Source organism: Alphaproteobacteria bacterium (assembly GCA_018662925.1).
In the GTDB taxonomy this organism is placed as follows: Bacteria; Pseudomonadota; Alphaproteobacteria; order 16-39-46; family JABJFC01; genus JABJFC01.
Genome location: JABJFC010000021.1, coordinates 1 through 16,038, shown reverse-complemented (window position 1 = coordinate 16,038; position 16,038 = coordinate 1). Strand labels below are relative to the sequence as shown.

Here is a 16,038-nt window from a genome sequence, read left to right as displayed (position 1 = left end):
ATGAATAGACATCATAATTTCTGCCCCACTCGCAGAGTGTTATAGAGCTTATTTTCCGCAGGTCCTTTTCTGGACATTTGCCGGACATTTGCCGGACATTATCTTGACATTTGTTGGACATTTGCTACCATATGCCTATGGCATTTACACCTCGATACACCATTTCGTCCGCTATGGCTCTGTCTCTGGGAGAGATCGAACGGGCTCGCCAAGCCATCTCAGATCTTCCTATCACGGCACGCATCTTAACCTCTTTGCGAGACACCGCACGCATTGCATCCACACACTATTCAACAGCGATTGAGGGCAACATGCTCTCAGCAGAGGAAGTCCGTGCTGTCATTGCGCAGAGAGAGCATTTCCCGAATCGGGCAAAAGATGAGCAAGAAGTGCAAAATTATTATCAAGCGCTTAATTATGTTGAGCAGCTTGCAAATGGCAAAGAAGCCTTGAGCGAAAAAACCATCCAAACCATTCACGGCATAGCTTACAATGGACGCAAGCGTCCCAGCCCCTACCGAGATGATCAGAATGTCATTCGCAATGGTAAGCTTGTGGTCTACATTCCTCCCAAGGATAAAGACGTGGCAGCACTTATGAAAGGCCTTGTGGAGTGGTTCAATTTAGGCGTAAAAGAGTTCCCCATTCCCATTGTGGCGGGACTCGCTCATTATCAGCTAGCAACTATTCATCCTTATTTTGATGGTAATGGGCGCACGGCACGGCTTCTTGCAACACTTGTCTTGCATAGGCACGGTTATGGGCTTAAGGGAATTTATTCTTTGGAAGAATATTATGCTCGGAATTTGAAAGCCTACTATGACGCTTTAACCGTTGGGAATGATGAAGACTATTATGAGGGCAAGCGCGCTGAGGGGGATCTCACTCAATTCTTAGAATATTTTATTGGTGGCATGGTGGACTCCTTCGTCACCATTCAACGTAAAGCAGAGCGATCAGCAAGCCAAGGTGCAACTGATCAGTCTCTCATGTTGCGCAGCCTTCTTCCAGAGCAACGGCAAGTCCTCAAGCTTTTCCAAACAATGGAGACTCTTGCAGTCATCGATATTGCAGAGTTTTTCAAAATTTCAGACCGTCAAGCTCGGAGGTGGTGTAAGGCTTGGACCGAGAGCGGCTTCCTTGAAATTGAGGATTCAAAAGCCAAAGCCCACCGGTACCGGTTGTCAGAAGTTTACGAAGCATTAGTTTTGGAAACCATTTCACAAGTTCATGAGAATATAACCTCACAATAGAAAAGGTTCACGTCAGGACAGATCATTGATGCCATCATAGTGTAAGCTCCTCGTCAACAACACGAAAAAAGAAAAAGACATCCCTTCCGTCTGCTCAAAATTAAGAGACTTCAATTGCTGGTAGTGACAAAATCATGGTTTGCCAAACTTCGCCGCAATGATGATTAGCCTTGCCTTCTAAATTGCAGAAAGCCATTATTTCCGTCATCACTCCGAATACCTACAAACCGAAAACCAACCTCAAATAGACGGTGCAGGTTTGTGTTGCCCTGGTTGCCTACCTTCTTGAACTCCGCATCCACTGTCTCCCACTGCTTCGCGGCCGTCCCACCCAGTTGGGATTCAACAGAACGAAAGAAGTTTGTATGATCAAAGAATTCAATCATCCCAGTTGGTTTCAAAACACGACAAGCCTCTTGGAAAGTTCCCTCATTCTCCTGAGAATTATCTAACAATATAAATCCCCAAGCGTGATCACCAATAAGCTCTAGAGAATTATCCTTCAGCGCCGTCCATATCCTTTTGTCATGCATATTTCCAACAACTGTGGGAGCTTCATGGCCATCCATTGAAACAGTTGGAACGTGTAAATGTCGATCTGTACAGGCACCACACGCTACTGTCTCAACTCCCATGCTTGAGCCAAGTTCGCCATTCAGTTGTGTCCCACATCCCAGTATAAGAGTCGTTCCAGGATTTTTTGAAAAATACTGTTTTAAAATCACCCCAGGATCATATTCAAAATTGTCAAAGGAAGTTACGTCCGTCGTGACAAAGCCAGAATCCTTAAGTACTTTCAATATTCCGTTTCTGCTTTCTAATGAGAAATCCTCTCCAGAATGTTCCTCTGAAAGAAAAAGTCTGGAAATAGTCAATTCAATATTACCCGCAGTGGGGCAAATCCCATAGATCCTATATTCTTCTAGAATGGATACCCCTGCTTTAATTTTTTTCTCAAAAGCCCCGCGTTTTTCTTTTTGCTCTAAACCTTCAGAAAAATGCTTGTCTACATAACGTTTAAAAACCTCTCGAACAGCTGTATCCGACTGGGCTTGGAACAAACCTTCAAACTGTGTATTTTCCTTTCTGAGGGACCAAGCTGCAGTTCTGGCAACATTAATCTCAAGCTGAGGGAAAAGGATTGCGCTCGACTTCAAGGTTTCAACACTATCGGCAAATGCCTTATAACCTGCTGTTCGAAGATTCTGGATTGCCTCACCAAAATGCTCCATATGAAGTTGATATAGTCTTCCACTGGATCCAACGCTTGCGTTAGCAGCATTGTTCTTAGACTGACTTGAGGACCCAAGCTTGCCACCGGCTCCACCACTTTCATCTACTGGAGGTTTAATGCCCAACTGATTTCGAAGGATATTTGAAACATAATCCTCTCCATTTGCAGAGTACTTTTTATGTGTTGCTGTCCACTTTTCCCATGGACTTCCTTCTACACTTTCATAAAATAGCGCCAGTTTATGCTTTTTACCCGCTTCTGCATCAGATATGGGAAATATTCCAAACGGAACAGATGCAGCAATAACCAATAAACTAAGTAAAATAATATTCTTCAAAACAATAACCCTCTAAAATTTGGTATGCATTAATTTCATGAAGGTAGCGTATAAGGACTATTTATACAATAAAAATGCACTTAACTTGTTGTGAGTCGATATTTTATTTGTAATTAGACACTCGATTAAGTTTTTAAAGCATACATTTCTACCCTCGCACTGCCGTTTCTTTTCCTATAGACTGATCGTAGAAAACCGAAGTAGGGAAAGGCATGAAGATACTTGTCGCCATCAAACGAGTTGTTGACTACAACGTCAAAGTTCGCGTCAAGAATGACCAATCTGGTGTCGAATTAGATCATGTAAAAATGTCCATGAATCCCTTCGATGAAATTGCCGTCGAAGAGGCGATTCTGTTTAAAGAACGCGCCCAAGCTAAAGAAGTGGTTGTTATTTCTATTGGACCTAAAGAGTGCCAAGAGACTCTGCGAACTGCCCTGGCACTAGGGGCCGATCGCGGCATTCACATTCTGATCGATGAAATCGTGAGGCCCCTTATTGCAGCAAAGATTTTAAAGGCCATTGCGGAAAAGGAATCGCCCCAAATAATCATTACTGGCAAACAAGCCATTGATGATGATTCTAACCAAACAGGCCAAATGTTGGCAGGCCTCTTAGGATGGCCACAAGGCACTTTTGCCTCAAAAGTAAAAGTGGACGGCCAATCTGTTATCGTGGAACGAGAGGTAGACACCGGTATTGAAACCGTAAAACTGTCACTCCCCTGCGTTATTACAACTGACTTACGTCTCAATGAACCGAGATATCCGTCCCTGCCCAACATAATGAAAGCCAAGCAAAAGCCCATTGAAGAACTCACACCTAAAGACATGGGGATAAAGATCGAAAGCAACCTCAAAACCGTCAAAGTCCAAGAACCTCCCAAACGAGAAGGCGGCACCAAAGTCACCTCAACAGAAGAGCTTTTTGAAAAACTTACCCAAGAGGCAAAGGTAATTTGATGCGCACTCTTATTGTTGCTGAGCACGAACATGGCCATGTGACCCAAGCGACCCTGGCTACTATTGGCGCGGCCTTAAAACTTAAAGCACCCATTGATCTGCTGCTTTTTGCCAACGCCTCTATTCCAAACGCTAAAGCTATTACAGAGGTTGAAAAAATTCTCCTGGCAAAATCACCTTCTTTTGCCCAACCACTGGCAGAATCAATGGCGCCCGTTATCGCGTCCTTAGCTAAAAATTATACGTACGTTTTGGCGCCCTCTAACACATTTGGAAAGAATGTCCTGCCAAGAGCGGCAGCCCTCGCAGATGTAGAGCAAATTTCCGATGTCATGGAAATTCAATCCAAGGATACTTTCCTGCGACCAATTTATGCTGGGAATGCTTTAGAAACGATCAAATCATCTGCGTCTCTAAATTTCCTGACCATCCGCACGACAGGATTTGACCCAGTGTCCCCTAGTGAAAAGCATTCTACACCGGAAGAATCCCTCTCTAAGGACCTGCTGGAATTGGGAAAGCAAAACCATTCTCACTTTGTAAAATTGACGGAAAGCACCTCTGATCGCCCCGAACTCACATCGGCACAAGTCGTTGTCTCTGGGGGACGCGGATTTCAATCCAAAGAAAAGTTTAAGCTGATAGAAGAGTTGGCTGATCGACTCAACGCTGCCATTGGCGCCTCCCGTGCCGCCGTAGATGCGGGCTTTGTCCCAAATGATTATCAAGTGGGCCAAACGGGGAAAGTTGTGGCCCCAGATCTCTATGTGGCTATTGGCATTTCAGGGGCGATTCAACACATTGCCGGCATGAAGGATAGCAAAATTATCGTGGCTATTAACAAGGATCCCGATGCTCCCATCTTTCAAATAGCCGACTACGGACTCGTGGGAGATCTTTTTAAGATCATCCCTGAACTCATAGATCTTTTAGATAGACGGAAGGCCTGACCCATGATTCACTCGGTAGGCATTGTTGGCGCAGGTCAGATGGGATCCGGTATTGCATATGCTTTTGCCTCAAAAGGATATCCGGTAACCCTCGTAGACGTCTCAGAAGATATGCTTGAGAAAGCAAAAACATATGTTGCTAAAACGTCGGAAAAACGCAACGAATCCCTAATAGATATTTCTTACTCAACATCCTTCAGTGATCTCACCTCAACAGATCTCATCATCGAAGCCGTTCCAGAAAATATAGATCTTAAGAAGATGGTCTTTAAGGAAATCCAACCCTACTTGAAAAACTCCGCAATCCTAGCCACCAATACATCCTCTATTTCCATAAGTGATCTGGCAGCGGGCACCAATTGTCCAGAACGGTTCCTGGGCATCCACTTCATGAATCCCGTCCCCCTTATGAAGCTGGTGGAAATCATTCCTGGCTCTAAAACAGATTCTGCAGCTATCTTAAAAATAGATGATGTCATCAAAAAATTAGATAAGGTTATCGTCCATTCTAAAGATGTCCCTGGATTTATTGTGAATCGAATTTTGATGCCCATGATTAATGAAGCCATAATTACCCTTGATCAGGGCGTTGCCTCTGCCAAGGATATTGATGCAGCCATGAAATTTGGCACCAACCAGCCTATGGGGCCACTTGCCCTCGCAGACCTAATAGGGCTTGATACCTGCCTCTCTATCATGCAAGTTCTCCATAATGGACTTCAGGATTCAAAATATGCCCCCTGTCCCCTATTGGAAAGATATGTGTCAGAAGGGCGTTTAGGACGGAAAACAAAAAAGGGATTTTATGACTACACATAAACCTTCGGACAAAAATCCAAAGAATATTCCTTCAAAAAAAGAAGCGCTTCCAAAAGAATACGGCGGGCCAAAAGGACTGGAACCCACCCGTTACGGAGACTGGGAACGGAATGGCCGTTGTAGTGATTTTTAAGTTGATATGATGACACCCTTTTTCTCAGGCCAAAACATCAGCTGCATTCGTTCCGGAAACAATGTGTTCTCCTCCAAAGATTTTTCCCTCAATAAAGGCGAGCTTTTGTTTGTCACTGGACCTAATGGTTCTGGAAAATCAAGTTTCCTCCAAATTTTATCTGGACTCTCTACCTCAAATCAGGGGCACCTCCATTGGAATGGGCTTAAAATCAAAACCCCCTCTCAAAACCATTTTCAACGCCTTCACTATTTGGGGCACGATAGAGCGCTCAAGGATGATCTAACACCCTTTGAGACTCTGTGCTTCTGGTCAAATATGCCAGCTAGTATGATTTCTGACACCTTGGAGCTGTTTGGCCTCAACAACCACAAATACCGGCCCATAAAATGCCTCTCTCACGGACAAAAACAGCGACTTACTCTGGCCCGCCTCCATCTGTCAGAAAAGCCCCTATGGATCTTAGACGAACCCACAACAGGATTGGACGAGCCTAGTTTTCACACGTTCGTGAATGCCCTAAATATCCACCTTCAGAAAGGCGGCCTTGCCGTTATTGCGACCCATGCACCTTTCCAAGTCCCCTTTCCAACGCAAGTTATTTCTATGACCGGTACAATTGGAAAGACTTTGTGATGAAATTATCTTTTTGTGCTCATCTTCATCAAGAACTAAGTCTTTCCTGGCGCAACAAGTCATCTGTGCTCTTACAGTGCACCTTCTTAGTGTTAGCGAGTTTTCTCTTTCCACTTGGACTGTCTGATTTATCGACCTTAGAGACCCTGGCCGTTCCCATTCTGTATGTCCTGGCCCTTATGGCTTTCTCAAATTCATTTCCTCAAATTTTTCAAAAGGATTTTGAAGATGGGACGCTGACACAACTGTACCTGCACCCTGTTTCAATTCATAGGATAGCCCTCATAAAAGCTCTCGCTCTTTGGATTTCCCATGGGCTCATTTTAGTAGCAATCGCCCCTTTTCTCGCAATGCTTTTGAAAATACCCATGGACCTACTTCCCCTGATCATCCTCTCCCTTTCCCTCTCCCTTCTCGCGGCCGCCCTCATCGGAACATTGGCTGCGTCTCTTACTCTGGGCTCAAAAAACAAATTCTTTTTAACAAGCGTGCTTGTATTTCCTCTTTTCGTGCCACTAATTATCTTTGGAACCCATGCCCCCCTTTCTGAAACATGGTCTCCTTTTCTAATGCTTTTGGGATTGTTTTTACTTTATCTTCCCATTAGCATTTGGCTATCTGGATTTGCATTACGTGAAGCCTTGACCCAATGAGAGAAGCAAAGCACCCATGAAACTTAATTTTTTCTCACCCACCGTTTTTCTTCGCTGGAGCAAAAATCTCATTCCAGTGGGCCTCATTGTCACCACAGTGCTGTTAGGCATAGGACTCTACTGGAGTCTTTTCCTCTCTCCAGATGACTATCAGCAAGGCAGCGCTGTTAAAATCATGTATGTCCACGTTCCTGCTGCCTGGTTTTCTCTTGCTGCCTATGCAGTCCTCTCCACAATGAGCGCCCTACATCTTATTTTCCGGGCACCCATGGCATCTCTCTTGGGAAAGGCCTCCGCCATCACAGGCACTGCTTTCACCGCTGTGTGTCTTATTACCGGTTCCTTATGGGGCAAGCCCATGTGGGGAGCCTACTGGGTGTGGGATGCACGCCTCACCTCTATGGCCATTCTCTTTTTCTTTTACGTAGGATACTTAGGTCTCTACTACGGTTTCGACAATCGGGAACATGCCTCTAAAATGGCATCTATATTGGGGCTAGTAGGGGCATTTAATCTGCCCATTGTGAAGTGGTCAGTTGAATTCTGGAGTACTCTTCACCAAAAAACGAGCTTTATGAGTTTGAGTGCACCGAGCATTCATTCTTCCATGCTGACACCTCTGCTTCTGATGGCTGCTGCCTTTGCAAGTTACTATGGAACGCTCTTACTCATTCTGGTCCGCCGTGATCTCCTTAAACAAAAGCACCAACGGCAGATACAAACAGACATCCTAAACCATATAAGAGAAGCCGCCTAAAAAATGCCCGATTACAATTTTTATATTTTCTCAGCCTTTACAACGACCCTCGTCATTTTGGCGCCTTTACTTATTTTTAATCTTTTAAGCCTCCTCAAAGCAGAAAAGGACTTGGCAGATTAACATGCGCCCTAAACATCACCGTATGTTTTTTATTTTAGGAAGCCTGACCATTGGAGGACTGGGCCTCTGGCTTATTCTTACTTCCTTCCACGAAAACCTCATTTTCTTTTATGGCCCCACCGAATTAATCAGTGCAAACCCCAGCCCCACAAAACGGGTTCGCATTGGCGGATTGGTTCAAGAAAAAAGCCTAGAACTCTCAGCAGAAATGACCTCCTTCAAAATAACCGATGGAGAAACAATCGTCACGATTCAGTACACAGGAATCCTGCCAGATCTTTTTAGGGAAGGCCAAGGGATTATTGCTCAAGGGACCTATCGAGGTGATCATACTTTTTACGCCGAAGAAATCCTGGCAAAACATGATGAATCCTATATGCCAAAAGAAGTGGCCGATACCCTTAAGGAAAAAGGCCTTTGGCAAGGAGATCGCCCATGAATGCGCTCATTGGCGAAGGACTCCTTTTTGCTGCTCTGAGTATGGCGTTGGTGCAAGCCTCATTGCCCCATACTGCAAAACAAGACTATCTAAGAGCACGGCAAATTCTAGCAACAGGCCAAGGCCTCGTGATCACAATAGCCTTTGGACTTTTGCTTCACGCCTTTGCCATCTCAGACTTTTCCTTTCTTGTTGTATTCAAAAACTCTCATCAAGACATGCCATATATATATAAACTGACCGCCCTCTGGGGAAATCATGAGGGCTCTATGTTGTTGTGGGTCCTTCTCTTAAGTCTCATGGGAATGCTTTTTTCATGGAGAAAGGCCCCAAGCACCCGTATGTTGTCACAAGCCCTCGCTGTCCTCGGTGGCATTAATGGCGGATTTATTGCCTATGTCCTTTTTTCGTCCAATCCTTTCCTGACCTTAGCCGTCACCCCTAGAATGGGTCTAGACCTGAATCCTCTCCTTCAAGATCCTGGACTCGTGATCCATCCCCCGTTCCTTTATATGGGATATGTTGGCTTTGTGATCCCATTTGCCTGCGCCTGCGCAGCTCTCTTCCAAAAAGAAATTGCCACTAAATGGGTTTCCTGGATAAAGCCATGGACACTCTGGTCGTGGGCCTCTCTCACCACGGGCATCACTCTAGGCAGCTACTGGGCGTACTATGAATTAGGCTGGGGGGGCTTCTGGTTTTGGGATCCCATAGAAAATGCATCCCTCATGCCATGGCTCAGTGGCACAGCCCTCCTCCACTCTCTCCTGGTCTTGGAAAAAAGGCGTTCCCTTAAAGGCTGGTGCATTTTTCTTGCGCTCCTTACGTTTTCCCTCTGCCTTCTAGGATCCCTCCTCACCCGTTCAGGTGTTGTCAGTTCTGTCCACGCTTTTGCTCTGGATCCTTCTCGCGGATATTTCATCCTAGCACTCTTAACAATCATCGCAGGAAGTGCGTTTTCACTTTTCGCAATTCGTCGTAAAAAAATTAGAGAATCGAGTACGATAAAGGCTTTCTCAAGAGACACCGCCCTCATCAGCAACAATGTACTTCTCATGACCGCCCTGGGCGCCGTACTCCTTGGAACCATATATCCAATTTTCCAAGAAGCCATAACAGGTGAAGCTGTCACCGTCGGGCCCGTATACTTCAATAAGATTTTCCTCATCCTCACACTCTTCCTGGGATTTGCTATGGTCGTTGGGCCCAGAATCCCGTGGCAAAGCGTTAGCCTTAAAAAATCTTTTGATCGACTGGGCATTCTTGGACTCGCCACATTAGCCGCCTTTACTTTTTTCTATTATTGGCTGCACAAAAGTTTATCCATATCACTCCTCTTAGCCACAGCCTTTTGGCTTTTGTTTGGGACGATTGGTCTGTGGATACGAAAAACGCAAGCGACCCGCCTGAAAAAACTATCAAAGACATTCAACTTGATGACAATGGCCCACTTAGGATTCACAATTACCCTCATTGGGATCTCTGTGGATGCTGGCTTTCATAAGGAAGAACTATCCGCTCAATATGAAGCAAGCGGTTTTTACTTTGCAGGTTACGCCTTTAATTTCAACGGTTTTGAAACCATTGAAGAACCTACTTTTACCTCCCGAAAAGCAGAGATTGAAATTCATACGGGTTTTGATCATCTGGGAAATGTCTATCCAGAGAGACGCTTTTATACAATATCTCAAACAGCAACATCGGAAGTTGCCCTCTATACAATATGGCTTTCTCAAATATACGTCACTTTAGGCAACGAACTACCCGATGGTAAATGGAATATCTATGTTGCCTATCGGCCCTGGATCCTTTTAATCTGGATCGGAGGACTACTTATGGCCCTCTCCGGTTTCTTGGGTGTAATCCCCTTTAGAGCACGGAAAAAGAAAGATCCTCTAAAAAACAAAACCCGTTCTTAATCATTTCACTTGAAATGAGAAGGCATCCAATAGTAAACCAGAGCCATACTTGGAGTGGTAAATGCTAGAGCAATTTATTTACGATTACGGCTATTGGATGATTATCGTCGGCGCCCTCATTGAAGGAGAGGCGCTCCTGTTGCTCGCGGGTGCTTTTGCATACCACGGGTTTTTCTCCCTCCCCCTTGTCATGCTTATTTCTTACGTTGGGGCCATAATTCATGATCAGCTGCTGTTTTTCCTGGGGCGCTATGGCGGCACTTGGCTCTTGAAACGCTGTCCTAAGTGGGCCAAAAAGACCGAGCGGGTTTTCAAACTTATGAAGAAATACGATAACATCTTCATTCTGGGCTTTCGATTCATCTATGGCATCCGAACCATCACCCCCATTGCCATTGGCATGAGTGAGATCAAACAACGCCGATATGCACTCCTGACTCTTCTTGCAGGGGCCATCTGGGCTATCGTTATTAGTTTTCTGGGATACTTTTTCGCCGAAGCTATTGAATCTATCACTCAGAATTTTGACAAGGTGCAGAAATATATTGCTGCAGGCGTTGGGGTGGTTGTCTTAGCAGCCGCCAGTTATTACTATTTTAAAAAAAAGATAAGAAAGGAAATTGGAGATGACAGCCCTCCCAAATGAGACTCCCCACAAGTTTCATGTCTCCTGGAAAGAATTCCATCGGGATACACGCGCTCTTGCCTGGAACCTTCCCAAACAACCCTGGAAAGGCCTTGTTTCTATTACGCGCGGTGGGCTGGTACCATCCGCTATCATTGCACGAGAACTGGATATCCGCCTAATCGATACCGTCTGTATCATTAGCTACGATGATCTAGACACCCAAAAAGAGGCCGAAACCCTCAAGCCTGCCTCATCCATCATAGAATCCCAGGGAAAAGACTGGCTCATTATTGATGATCTGGTCGATACGGGCAAAACGGCCTCTATCGTCAGAGACATGTTGCCACAAGCCTATCTAGCCGCCGTCTATGCTAAACCCGCAGGGCGCCCTATCATTGATAGCTATGTGACCGAAGTCAGCCAGGATACTTGGATTGTGCTCCCATGGGAGACAGATGGGGAGTAGGCAGAACTACACGATCCATAATACTCTTCCCCCTCATGCTGGAATATACCCCATCATCAAGCTCACGCTAAATTGGGAAAAAACAAGAAGAGGACCGGTATATTTAAGACCGATCCTCTGTTGTTACACGTATAGTTTTTATCCAAGTAAGCCGCGTTGAGGCTTACATATCCAACTTCTTTTTCATACCGGGACACTTAGTATTTATACAATGGGATGAGCTAGTTTTAGCTTTACTGATAACATCAGAGCTTCCACACGCAACCTTACAGTCTTTTCCCTTTTCAATAGCTGGGCAAACATATTTGACACACGCGTTATAGCCAGGAGAATCTTGCGTCTTATGCCAATTGATATTACACGCTACTGAACACGGAACTTTTGCCGAAGCATCCGTCGTAAACCAAAAACTGGCCATAATAACAAAAACGGGTGCGATTCTATAAATAAATTTACGTAACATCTTAACTTCTCCCTATAATATCTGTTTTTTAAGATTTGGACCTTCCAAGCCTTCTGACTTGCATTGTATCATGTATAAGCATGATATTTTACAAAAATGTAAATTCCGTCAAAGTTTAGAGAGTAACCCTTTGAGGTATTGAAAAGCTCCAAAAATCCCTTCTACAGCATCCCAATCATGCGCCACCAGACTGGACCCAAGAGAGCCCAAACAGCCAAGTTCACTACCGAGATAATGGCGCCTAGAGCCCACCAAGTTTTGATCTTCACGTATTTGGCGCCATAGAATACGGGCGCTGGACCTGTTCCATAATGGGTAAGTCCACTGGAAAGGGAAGAAAATACGGCCAATAGAAGGGCTGCAGGGAGGGGTGGAACACCTGCGGCAATGAAGGCCACGAGGAAAACCGAGTACAGGGACGAAATATGGGCTGTCGCACTGGCAAAAAAGTAATGGCTATAAAAGTAGATCAAGGCCAGGATGACAACCGCAACCCCCATCGTATAAGTCGAAACAAGTGACTGAACATGAGCACCAAACCATTTCATCATGCCAAACTCAGCCAAATAGGTCGCCATTCCTAGGAGTATGGAAAACCAAATAAGGGTATCCCAAGCTCCCCTTTCTTTCAGGATATCTTCCCAAGACAATACACCCGTCGACAAGAGGGTTACCACCCCTAATAAAGCAGCCGTTGCAGGATGCACGTCTAAGCTAGAACCAAAAATCCATAAGACTAACAGAACGGAGAAGGTGAGCAACATCACCACTTCTCCAAATTGCAACGATCCCATCTCTTTAAGGTTTTCTCGCGCAATATTTGGGGCTTCCGGGGTCGTTTTCACCTCTGGAGGATACAAATAATAAAGAATCAAAGGAATGAGGAGCAAACAAACCATGCCTGGAACTATTGTAGCCAATACCCATGTCATCCACGTTATCTCGGCCCCAAACTCTCTGGCAAATCCAATTGTAAGAGGATTGCCAGCCAGAGCTGTTAAGAAAATACCACTAATCACAACATCGGCTTGAAAGGTTACCTGCATCAAGAAGGCCCCTATTTTGCGCTGCGTGCCTTCCTTCGGGCTGCTCCCGTACTCTTCTGAGAGAGACTTCACAATGGGAAACAAGATCCCACCGCTGCGGGCCGTGTTGCTGGGAATAACGGGAGACAATAAGAAATCCGTCAAGACAATCCCATAGGAAAGTCCCAAGCTGCTTTTTCCGAGCAAAGAGATAAAAAAGTAGGCAATCCGAGAACCAAGCCCTGTTTTGATAAAACCTTTTGCAATAAAGAAAGCAAAAACCACAAGCCAAACGACTGGTTTGCTAAAGCTACTGAGGGCCTGGGGAAGCGTCAGCGTTTGGGTGAGGGTTGCAAAGACAACGCCCAAAAGCGCGATAGCCCCCATAGGAAGAGGCTTTAAAACAACCCCCAGAATAGTCCCAAAAAAGATAATAAAAAGCTGCCAAGCTTTCAAATCAAGACCCGAAGGTGGATCAATGAGCCACAGTCCTCCGCAGATGACAAAAATCACCAAGGCGGGAACTATCTTCATTCCTTCCCAGGTAATACTGGAAAATCCTGGTAAAAAACGAGGCGACAATGTTAATTTTCCATTGGCCATTGTAATATCCTTTCAAATACTCATCTCAATCGGAACATATTCCAAAAAAATTTCGCCCCGAATGTACCACGGGTTTTTGAATAAGCAACCCCGGAAATACTACCTTAGTAACCCTTAATGTAAGTAATGTGGTGAAGTGTATCGACAGATCCATTCGGGTTTGGTATATGCCATCAGATGTGAGTGTTTTTTCTCACTTTCCCATCTCCATGGGGGCGCTTAGCTCAGTTGGTAGAGCAGCTGACTCTTAATCAGCGGGTCACAGGTTCGAATCCTGTAGCGCCCACCAGGAGGAGAAAGGGATACAGAAGATTAGAGAAATCGCGATAAAAAATCCGGAAGCATATCGGAAGCAGTAGAAGAAAATTCATCATATAAATTTGAACCATAGTTGAAATCTCAACTAGCATTGATGTTGCATCTATGCGTACTTTTAGTGCTTCAAATGGTGTTGTGCATTGAAAATTTCAAATTTTTGATCATCTAAAAGCTAAATTATCTCCAAGTTAGAAGCTCATAAAAAATTTAGGATTGACAGGATGGTTCTAATCGTTTTTATTTATAATAAATGAAAACTATTCATTACGTTTACTTTGTAATACTTATATAGATCTATATATACTTTTATATATATTTATAGATTTGCATAGAAGTTACTGTGTCAAAAACATACAGGAGGCTTACAAATGGAAGCTAAACTTATTACACCTAAGGAGCTATCGATGAGTTGGGGATTGAAATCATTAACCTTTAGCCAGTGGCCATGGAATGGCAGTGACCTCAAACCTCTCAAACTTGGAGGCAGAATCCTTTGCCGAATTGAGGATATAGCTTCTTTTGAACAGCAACAATTCCGAAAAAAACAACTTCCAACTAGAGGAGATAACAAATGCACTCAACTCTTCTCGTAGATGAATCTACATTGCCTGTTTTACCAACACTTGCTTGTCAAATTGGCTTAAGGGAAGCTATCGTGTTGCAGCGGATTCATTATTGGCTAAACCCGAAACTCAACAAGAATTTCTTTCAAGGTTGTCATTGGGTACACAACACATACGAGCAATGGCAAAAGCAATTTCCTTTTTGGGGTGAAAGAACAATCCGACGTATCATCAGATGCTTGGAGGTAAAAAAATTTATTCACAGCTTTGTCTCACGATCACTCGAAAACACAAAATATTACACTATCAACTATGAAAGTTTAAAGACTGTGATACTGCCTATAAACAATTCGATAGGCTTGAATAGAGATAAGCTAAGCTCTAAAAGAGACCAACAGAATGCGGGCATCAATTCCACTCGTAAGTCGAAGCTGGTAATCCGGGGTGAGCAAAATAAGAAAGCAACTGGCCAAAATGGGATAGCAACTGGCCAAAATGAGATAGCAACTGGCCAAAATGTGCATGAGCAAACGGCCAACTTGGCCAATGCAAGTGGCCAAAATGTGTATGACCAAACGTCCAAATTGGCCAGTTCATTAAAGGAAACAAATAATACACAAAGATATATACTTCCTCCTCCTCTTACTCCTCCTCCAAGTGACCAAATTAGCCAGAAGGAGGAAGGAAAGAAGGAGGAATTTTATCAAAACATGATCGATGTTTGGAACAGCCAAGTTCAAGCTCAACTCGATGAAAAAATTCAGAAGGTGCACCTGAAAAAAGTACACTTTGCGAAGTTGAAGGAGCTTTTAAGTGAGGTATTCCATGACAATCCCGCGGAGTGGAACGCCTATTGCTCTCGAATCAGTACTTGCCGTTTTTTGATGGGAGAAAGCCCAAGTGGATTCCGGGTAACTCTTGACTGGGCCATGAAGCAAGAGAACGCTCGCAAGGTTTTAGATGGTGAAATTTACGACAAGCAACAAGCGAACACTTTCAAAGAAAAGCCCTGGCCTATGTTTGAACAAGAATTAATCGAGCATTGTATAGCTCGCAATTCACCAGAGGAAAGTTTGAGAGAATCTTGGATCAAAATATCAAAGTTTTTGGTATTTGACCTAGGGCAAGCTGTTTTTACTTCCTGGTTTTGGGATATGTCTCCTCAGTTATCTCAAAATTCGATTTATTTATCCGTAAAAAGTACATTCGTCAAAGATTATATCACAACGCACTACAAGTCGGCACTTGAAGAAGCGCTTAAAGCAGTGTTTCCCGACATGACAAACTTTGAAATCTACTTAGGAGATTCAAATGCTAAGACATGAGAATAATCAAAAACCTGCATATTATGGAGATAAGATGTTCATTAAGGTGATTGAGGGTTGGGCTTTGTGCTATCATTTAGCCTGTGCTTCCAAATGTAGAGTTGATTGTGAACTCAAAACAACTTTTAGCACCCTATCTGCACGCCTTCTTCCACTTCAGGGTAAAGGGTAACACAGTCTCACGGGATGATTCTTGTGGGAAGGGGTGTCATTAACGTGATTACCGTTTGCCTATCCATAAAGTAATCCGTCTCTACGGCAAGTAAAGTCTGGTAGTTCAGTTTTTATGCAAGAGCTGGTAACAAGTATCGTGGAGTTAATCGCAAAAGTTGGTGACGGGCTGTAATCAAGCTGCAGCAACTTCATCAGTGGTGATGAATTCACACCCATCGGTGAATCTGACACCTGAGACAACTTTTGGCAACTGATTTC

18 protein-coding genes and 1 tRNA gene are annotated in these 16,038 nt (G+C 44.2%); 16 read left to right on the top strand and 3 right to left on the bottom strand.

Annotation, left to right across the window (positions count from 1 at the left end; all coding sequences use genetic code 11):
* The first annotated feature begins 131 nt into the window (after window positions 1–131).
* Window positions 132–1,253, top strand: a complete 1,122-nt coding sequence (locus HOL16_01380; protein ID MBT5389347.1) for a Fic family protein — start codon at window positions 132–134, stop codon at window positions 1,251–1,253.
* Window positions 1,254–1,417: 164 nt separating this feature from the next.
* On the opposite strand, the gene HOL16_01375 is transcribed toward HOL16_01380, so the two are convergent.
* The gene (locus HOL16_01375; GenBank protein MBT5389346.1) at window positions 1,418–2,824 is read right to left on the bottom strand and encodes a hypothetical protein; all 1,407 of its coding nucleotides are present in this window, start codon (window positions 2,822–2,824) and stop codon (window positions 1,418–1,420) included.
* 212 nt (window positions 2,825–3,036) lie between these two features.
* Between HOL16_01375 and HOL16_01370 the strand changes: the two genes are divergently transcribed.
* The 11 genes from HOL16_01370 (at window position 3,037) to gpt (ending at window position 11,309) form a co-directional block, all read left to right on the top strand.
* Window positions 3,037–3,786 carry an electron transfer flavoprotein subunit beta/FixA family protein gene (locus HOL16_01370; GenBank protein MBT5389345.1) on the top strand — a complete coding sequence of 250 codons (750 nt, stop codon included), beginning with the start codon at window positions 3,037–3,039 and terminating at the stop codon, window positions 3,784–3,786.
* Entirely contained in the window at window positions 3,786–4,736 is a 951-nt protein-coding gene (locus HOL16_01365) for an electron transfer flavoprotein subunit alpha/FixB family protein (GenBank protein ID MBT5389344.1), read from the top strand. The genes HOL16_01370 and HOL16_01365 overlap by 1 nt, the downstream gene beginning before the upstream one ends.
* Before the next feature lie 3 nt (window positions 4,737–4,739).
* On the top strand, window positions 4,740–5,555 hold the full coding sequence (locus HOL16_01360; protein MBT5389343.1) for a 3-hydroxybutyryl-CoA dehydrogenase: 816 nt from the start codon (window positions 4,740–4,742) through the stop codon (window positions 5,553–5,555).
* A complete protein-coding gene (locus HOL16_01355; protein ID MBT5389342.1) occupies window positions 5,542–5,688 on the top strand; it encodes a DUF1674 domain-containing protein in 147 nt (48 codons plus the stop codon). The genes HOL16_01360 and HOL16_01355 overlap by 14 nt, the downstream gene beginning before the upstream one ends.
* Before the next feature lie 63 nt (window positions 5,689–5,751).
* Window positions 5,752–6,324: a heme ABC exporter ATP-binding protein CcmA gene (ccmA, locus tag HOL16_01350; GenBank protein MBT5389341.1), complete on the top strand. Its 573-nt coding sequence runs from the start codon at window positions 5,752–5,754 to the stop codon at window positions 6,322–6,324.
* A complete protein-coding gene (locus HOL16_01345; GenBank protein MBT5389340.1) occupies window positions 6,324–6,977 on the top strand; it encodes a heme exporter protein CcmB in 654 nt (217 codons plus the stop codon). Before ccmA ends, HOL16_01345 begins: the two co-directional genes overlap by 1 nt.
* Window positions 6,978–6,993: 16 nt before the next feature.
* Window positions 6,994–7,734 carry a cytochrome c biogenesis protein CcsA gene (gene ccsA / locus HOL16_01340; protein MBT5389339.1) on the top strand — a complete coding sequence of 247 codons (741 nt, stop codon included), beginning with the start codon at window positions 6,994–6,996 and terminating at the stop codon, window positions 7,732–7,734.
* A 124-nt stretch (window positions 7,735–7,858) separates the two neighbouring features.
* Window positions 7,859–8,296: a cytochrome c maturation protein CcmE gene (ccmE, locus tag HOL16_01335; GenBank protein ID MBT5389338.1), complete on the top strand. Its 438-nt coding sequence runs from the start codon at window positions 7,859–7,861 to the stop codon at window positions 8,294–8,296.
* Entirely contained in the window at window positions 8,293–10,215 is a 1,923-nt protein-coding gene (locus HOL16_01330) for a heme lyase CcmF/NrfE family subunit (GenBank protein MBT5389337.1), read from the top strand. The genes ccmE and HOL16_01330 overlap by 4 nt, the downstream gene beginning before the upstream one ends.
* A gap of 61 nt (window positions 10,216–10,276) precedes the next feature.
* The gene (locus tag HOL16_01325; GenBank protein ID MBT5389336.1) at window positions 10,277–10,861 is read left to right on the top strand and encodes a DedA family protein; all 585 of its coding nucleotides are present in this window, start codon (window positions 10,277–10,279) and stop codon (window positions 10,859–10,861) included.
* A complete protein-coding gene (gpt, locus tag HOL16_01320) occupies window positions 10,842–11,309 on the top strand; it encodes a xanthine phosphoribosyltransferase (GenBank protein ID MBT5389335.1) in 468 nt (155 codons plus the stop codon). Before HOL16_01325 ends, gpt begins: the two co-directional genes overlap by 20 nt.
* Before the next feature lie 163 nt (window positions 11,310–11,472).
* On the opposite strand, the gene HOL16_01315 is transcribed toward gpt, so the two are convergent.
* Window positions 11,473–11,772, bottom strand: a complete 300-nt coding sequence (locus HOL16_01315; GenBank protein ID MBT5389334.1) for a hypothetical protein — start codon at window positions 11,770–11,772, stop codon at window positions 11,473–11,475.
* Between the two features lie 161 nt (window positions 11,773–11,933).
* Complete coding sequence (locus tag HOL16_01310; protein ID MBT5389333.1) at window positions 11,934–13,331, bottom strand: DASS family sodium-coupled anion symporter; 1,398 nt, start codon at window positions 13,329–13,331, stop codon at window positions 11,934–11,936.
* Between the two features lie 282 nt (window positions 13,332–13,613).
* Between HOL16_01310 and HOL16_01305 the strand changes: the two genes are divergently transcribed.
* The 4 genes from HOL16_01305 to HOL16_01290 all read left to right on the top strand — a co-directional run bounded on the left by HOL16_01305 (window position 13,614) and on the right by HOL16_01290 (window position 15,778).
* Window positions 13,614–13,689, top strand: a tRNA-Lys gene (locus HOL16_01305).
* Window positions 13,690–14,122: 433 nt separating this feature from the next.
* Window positions 14,123–14,311: a DNA-binding protein gene (locus HOL16_01300; protein ID MBT5389332.1), complete on the top strand. Its 189-nt coding sequence runs from the start codon at window positions 14,123–14,125 to the stop codon at window positions 14,309–14,311.
* Window positions 14,290–15,606, top strand: a complete 1,317-nt coding sequence (locus tag HOL16_01295; GenBank protein ID MBT5389331.1) for a hypothetical protein — start codon at window positions 14,290–14,292, stop codon at window positions 15,604–15,606. Before HOL16_01300 ends, HOL16_01295 begins: the two co-directional genes overlap by 22 nt.
* Complete coding sequence (locus HOL16_01290) at window positions 15,593–15,778, top strand: hypothetical protein (GenBank protein ID MBT5389330.1); 186 nt, start codon at window positions 15,593–15,595, stop codon at window positions 15,776–15,778. Before HOL16_01295 ends, HOL16_01290 begins: the two co-directional genes overlap by 14 nt.
* Window positions 15,779–16,038: the final 260 nt, after the last annotated feature.

Coding starts and splice junctions, on each gene's coding strand:
- HOL16_01380 (MBT5389347.1), top strand. CDS start 132: ATGCCTATGGCATTTACACCTCGATACACCATTTCGTCCGCTATGGCT.
- HOL16_01370 (MBT5389345.1), top strand. CDS start 3,037: ATGAAGATACTTGTCGCCATCAAACGAGTTGTTGACTACAACGTCAAA.
- HOL16_01365 (MBT5389344.1), top strand. CDS start 3,786: ATGCGCACTCTTATTGTTGCTGAGCACGAACATGGCCATGTGACCCAA.
- HOL16_01360 (MBT5389343.1), top strand. CDS start 4,740: ATGATTCACTCGGTAGGCATTGTTGGCGCAGGTCAGATGGGATCCGGT.
- HOL16_01355 (MBT5389342.1), top strand. CDS start 5,542: ATGACTACACATAAACCTTCGGACAAAAATCCAAAGAATATTCCTTCA.
- HOL16_01345 (MBT5389340.1), top strand. CDS start 6,324: ATGAAATTATCTTTTTGTGCTCATCTTCATCAAGAACTAAGTCTTTCC.
- ccsA (MBT5389339.1), top strand. CDS start 6,994: ATGAAACTTAATTTTTTCTCACCCACCGTTTTTCTTCGCTGGAGCAAA.
- ccmE (MBT5389338.1), top strand. CDS start 7,859: ATGCGCCCTAAACATCACCGTATGTTTTTTATTTTAGGAAGCCTGACC.
- HOL16_01330 (MBT5389337.1), top strand. CDS start 8,293: ATGAATGCGCTCATTGGCGAAGGACTCCTTTTTGCTGCTCTGAGTATG.
- HOL16_01325 (MBT5389336.1), top strand. CDS start 10,277: ATGCTAGAGCAATTTATTTACGATTACGGCTATTGGATGATTATCGTC.
- gpt (MBT5389335.1), top strand. CDS start 10,842: ATGACAGCCCTCCCAAATGAGACTCCCCACAAGTTTCATGTCTCCTGG.
- HOL16_01315 (MBT5389334.1), bottom strand. CDS start 11,772: ATGTTACGTAAATTTATTTATAGAATCGCACCCGTTTTTGTTATTATG.
- HOL16_01310 (MBT5389333.1), bottom strand. CDS start 13,331: ATGAAGATAGTTCCCGCCTTGGTGATTTTTGTCATCTGCGGAGGACTG.
- HOL16_01300 (MBT5389332.1), top strand. CDS start 14,123: ATGAGTTGGGGATTGAAATCATTAACCTTTAGCCAGTGGCCATGGAAT.
- HOL16_01295 (MBT5389331.1), top strand. CDS start 14,290: ATGCACTCAACTCTTCTCGTAGATGAATCTACATTGCCTGTTTTACCA.
- HOL16_01290 (MBT5389330.1), top strand. CDS start 15,593: ATGCTAAGACATGAGAATAATCAAAAACCTGCATATTATGGAGATAAG.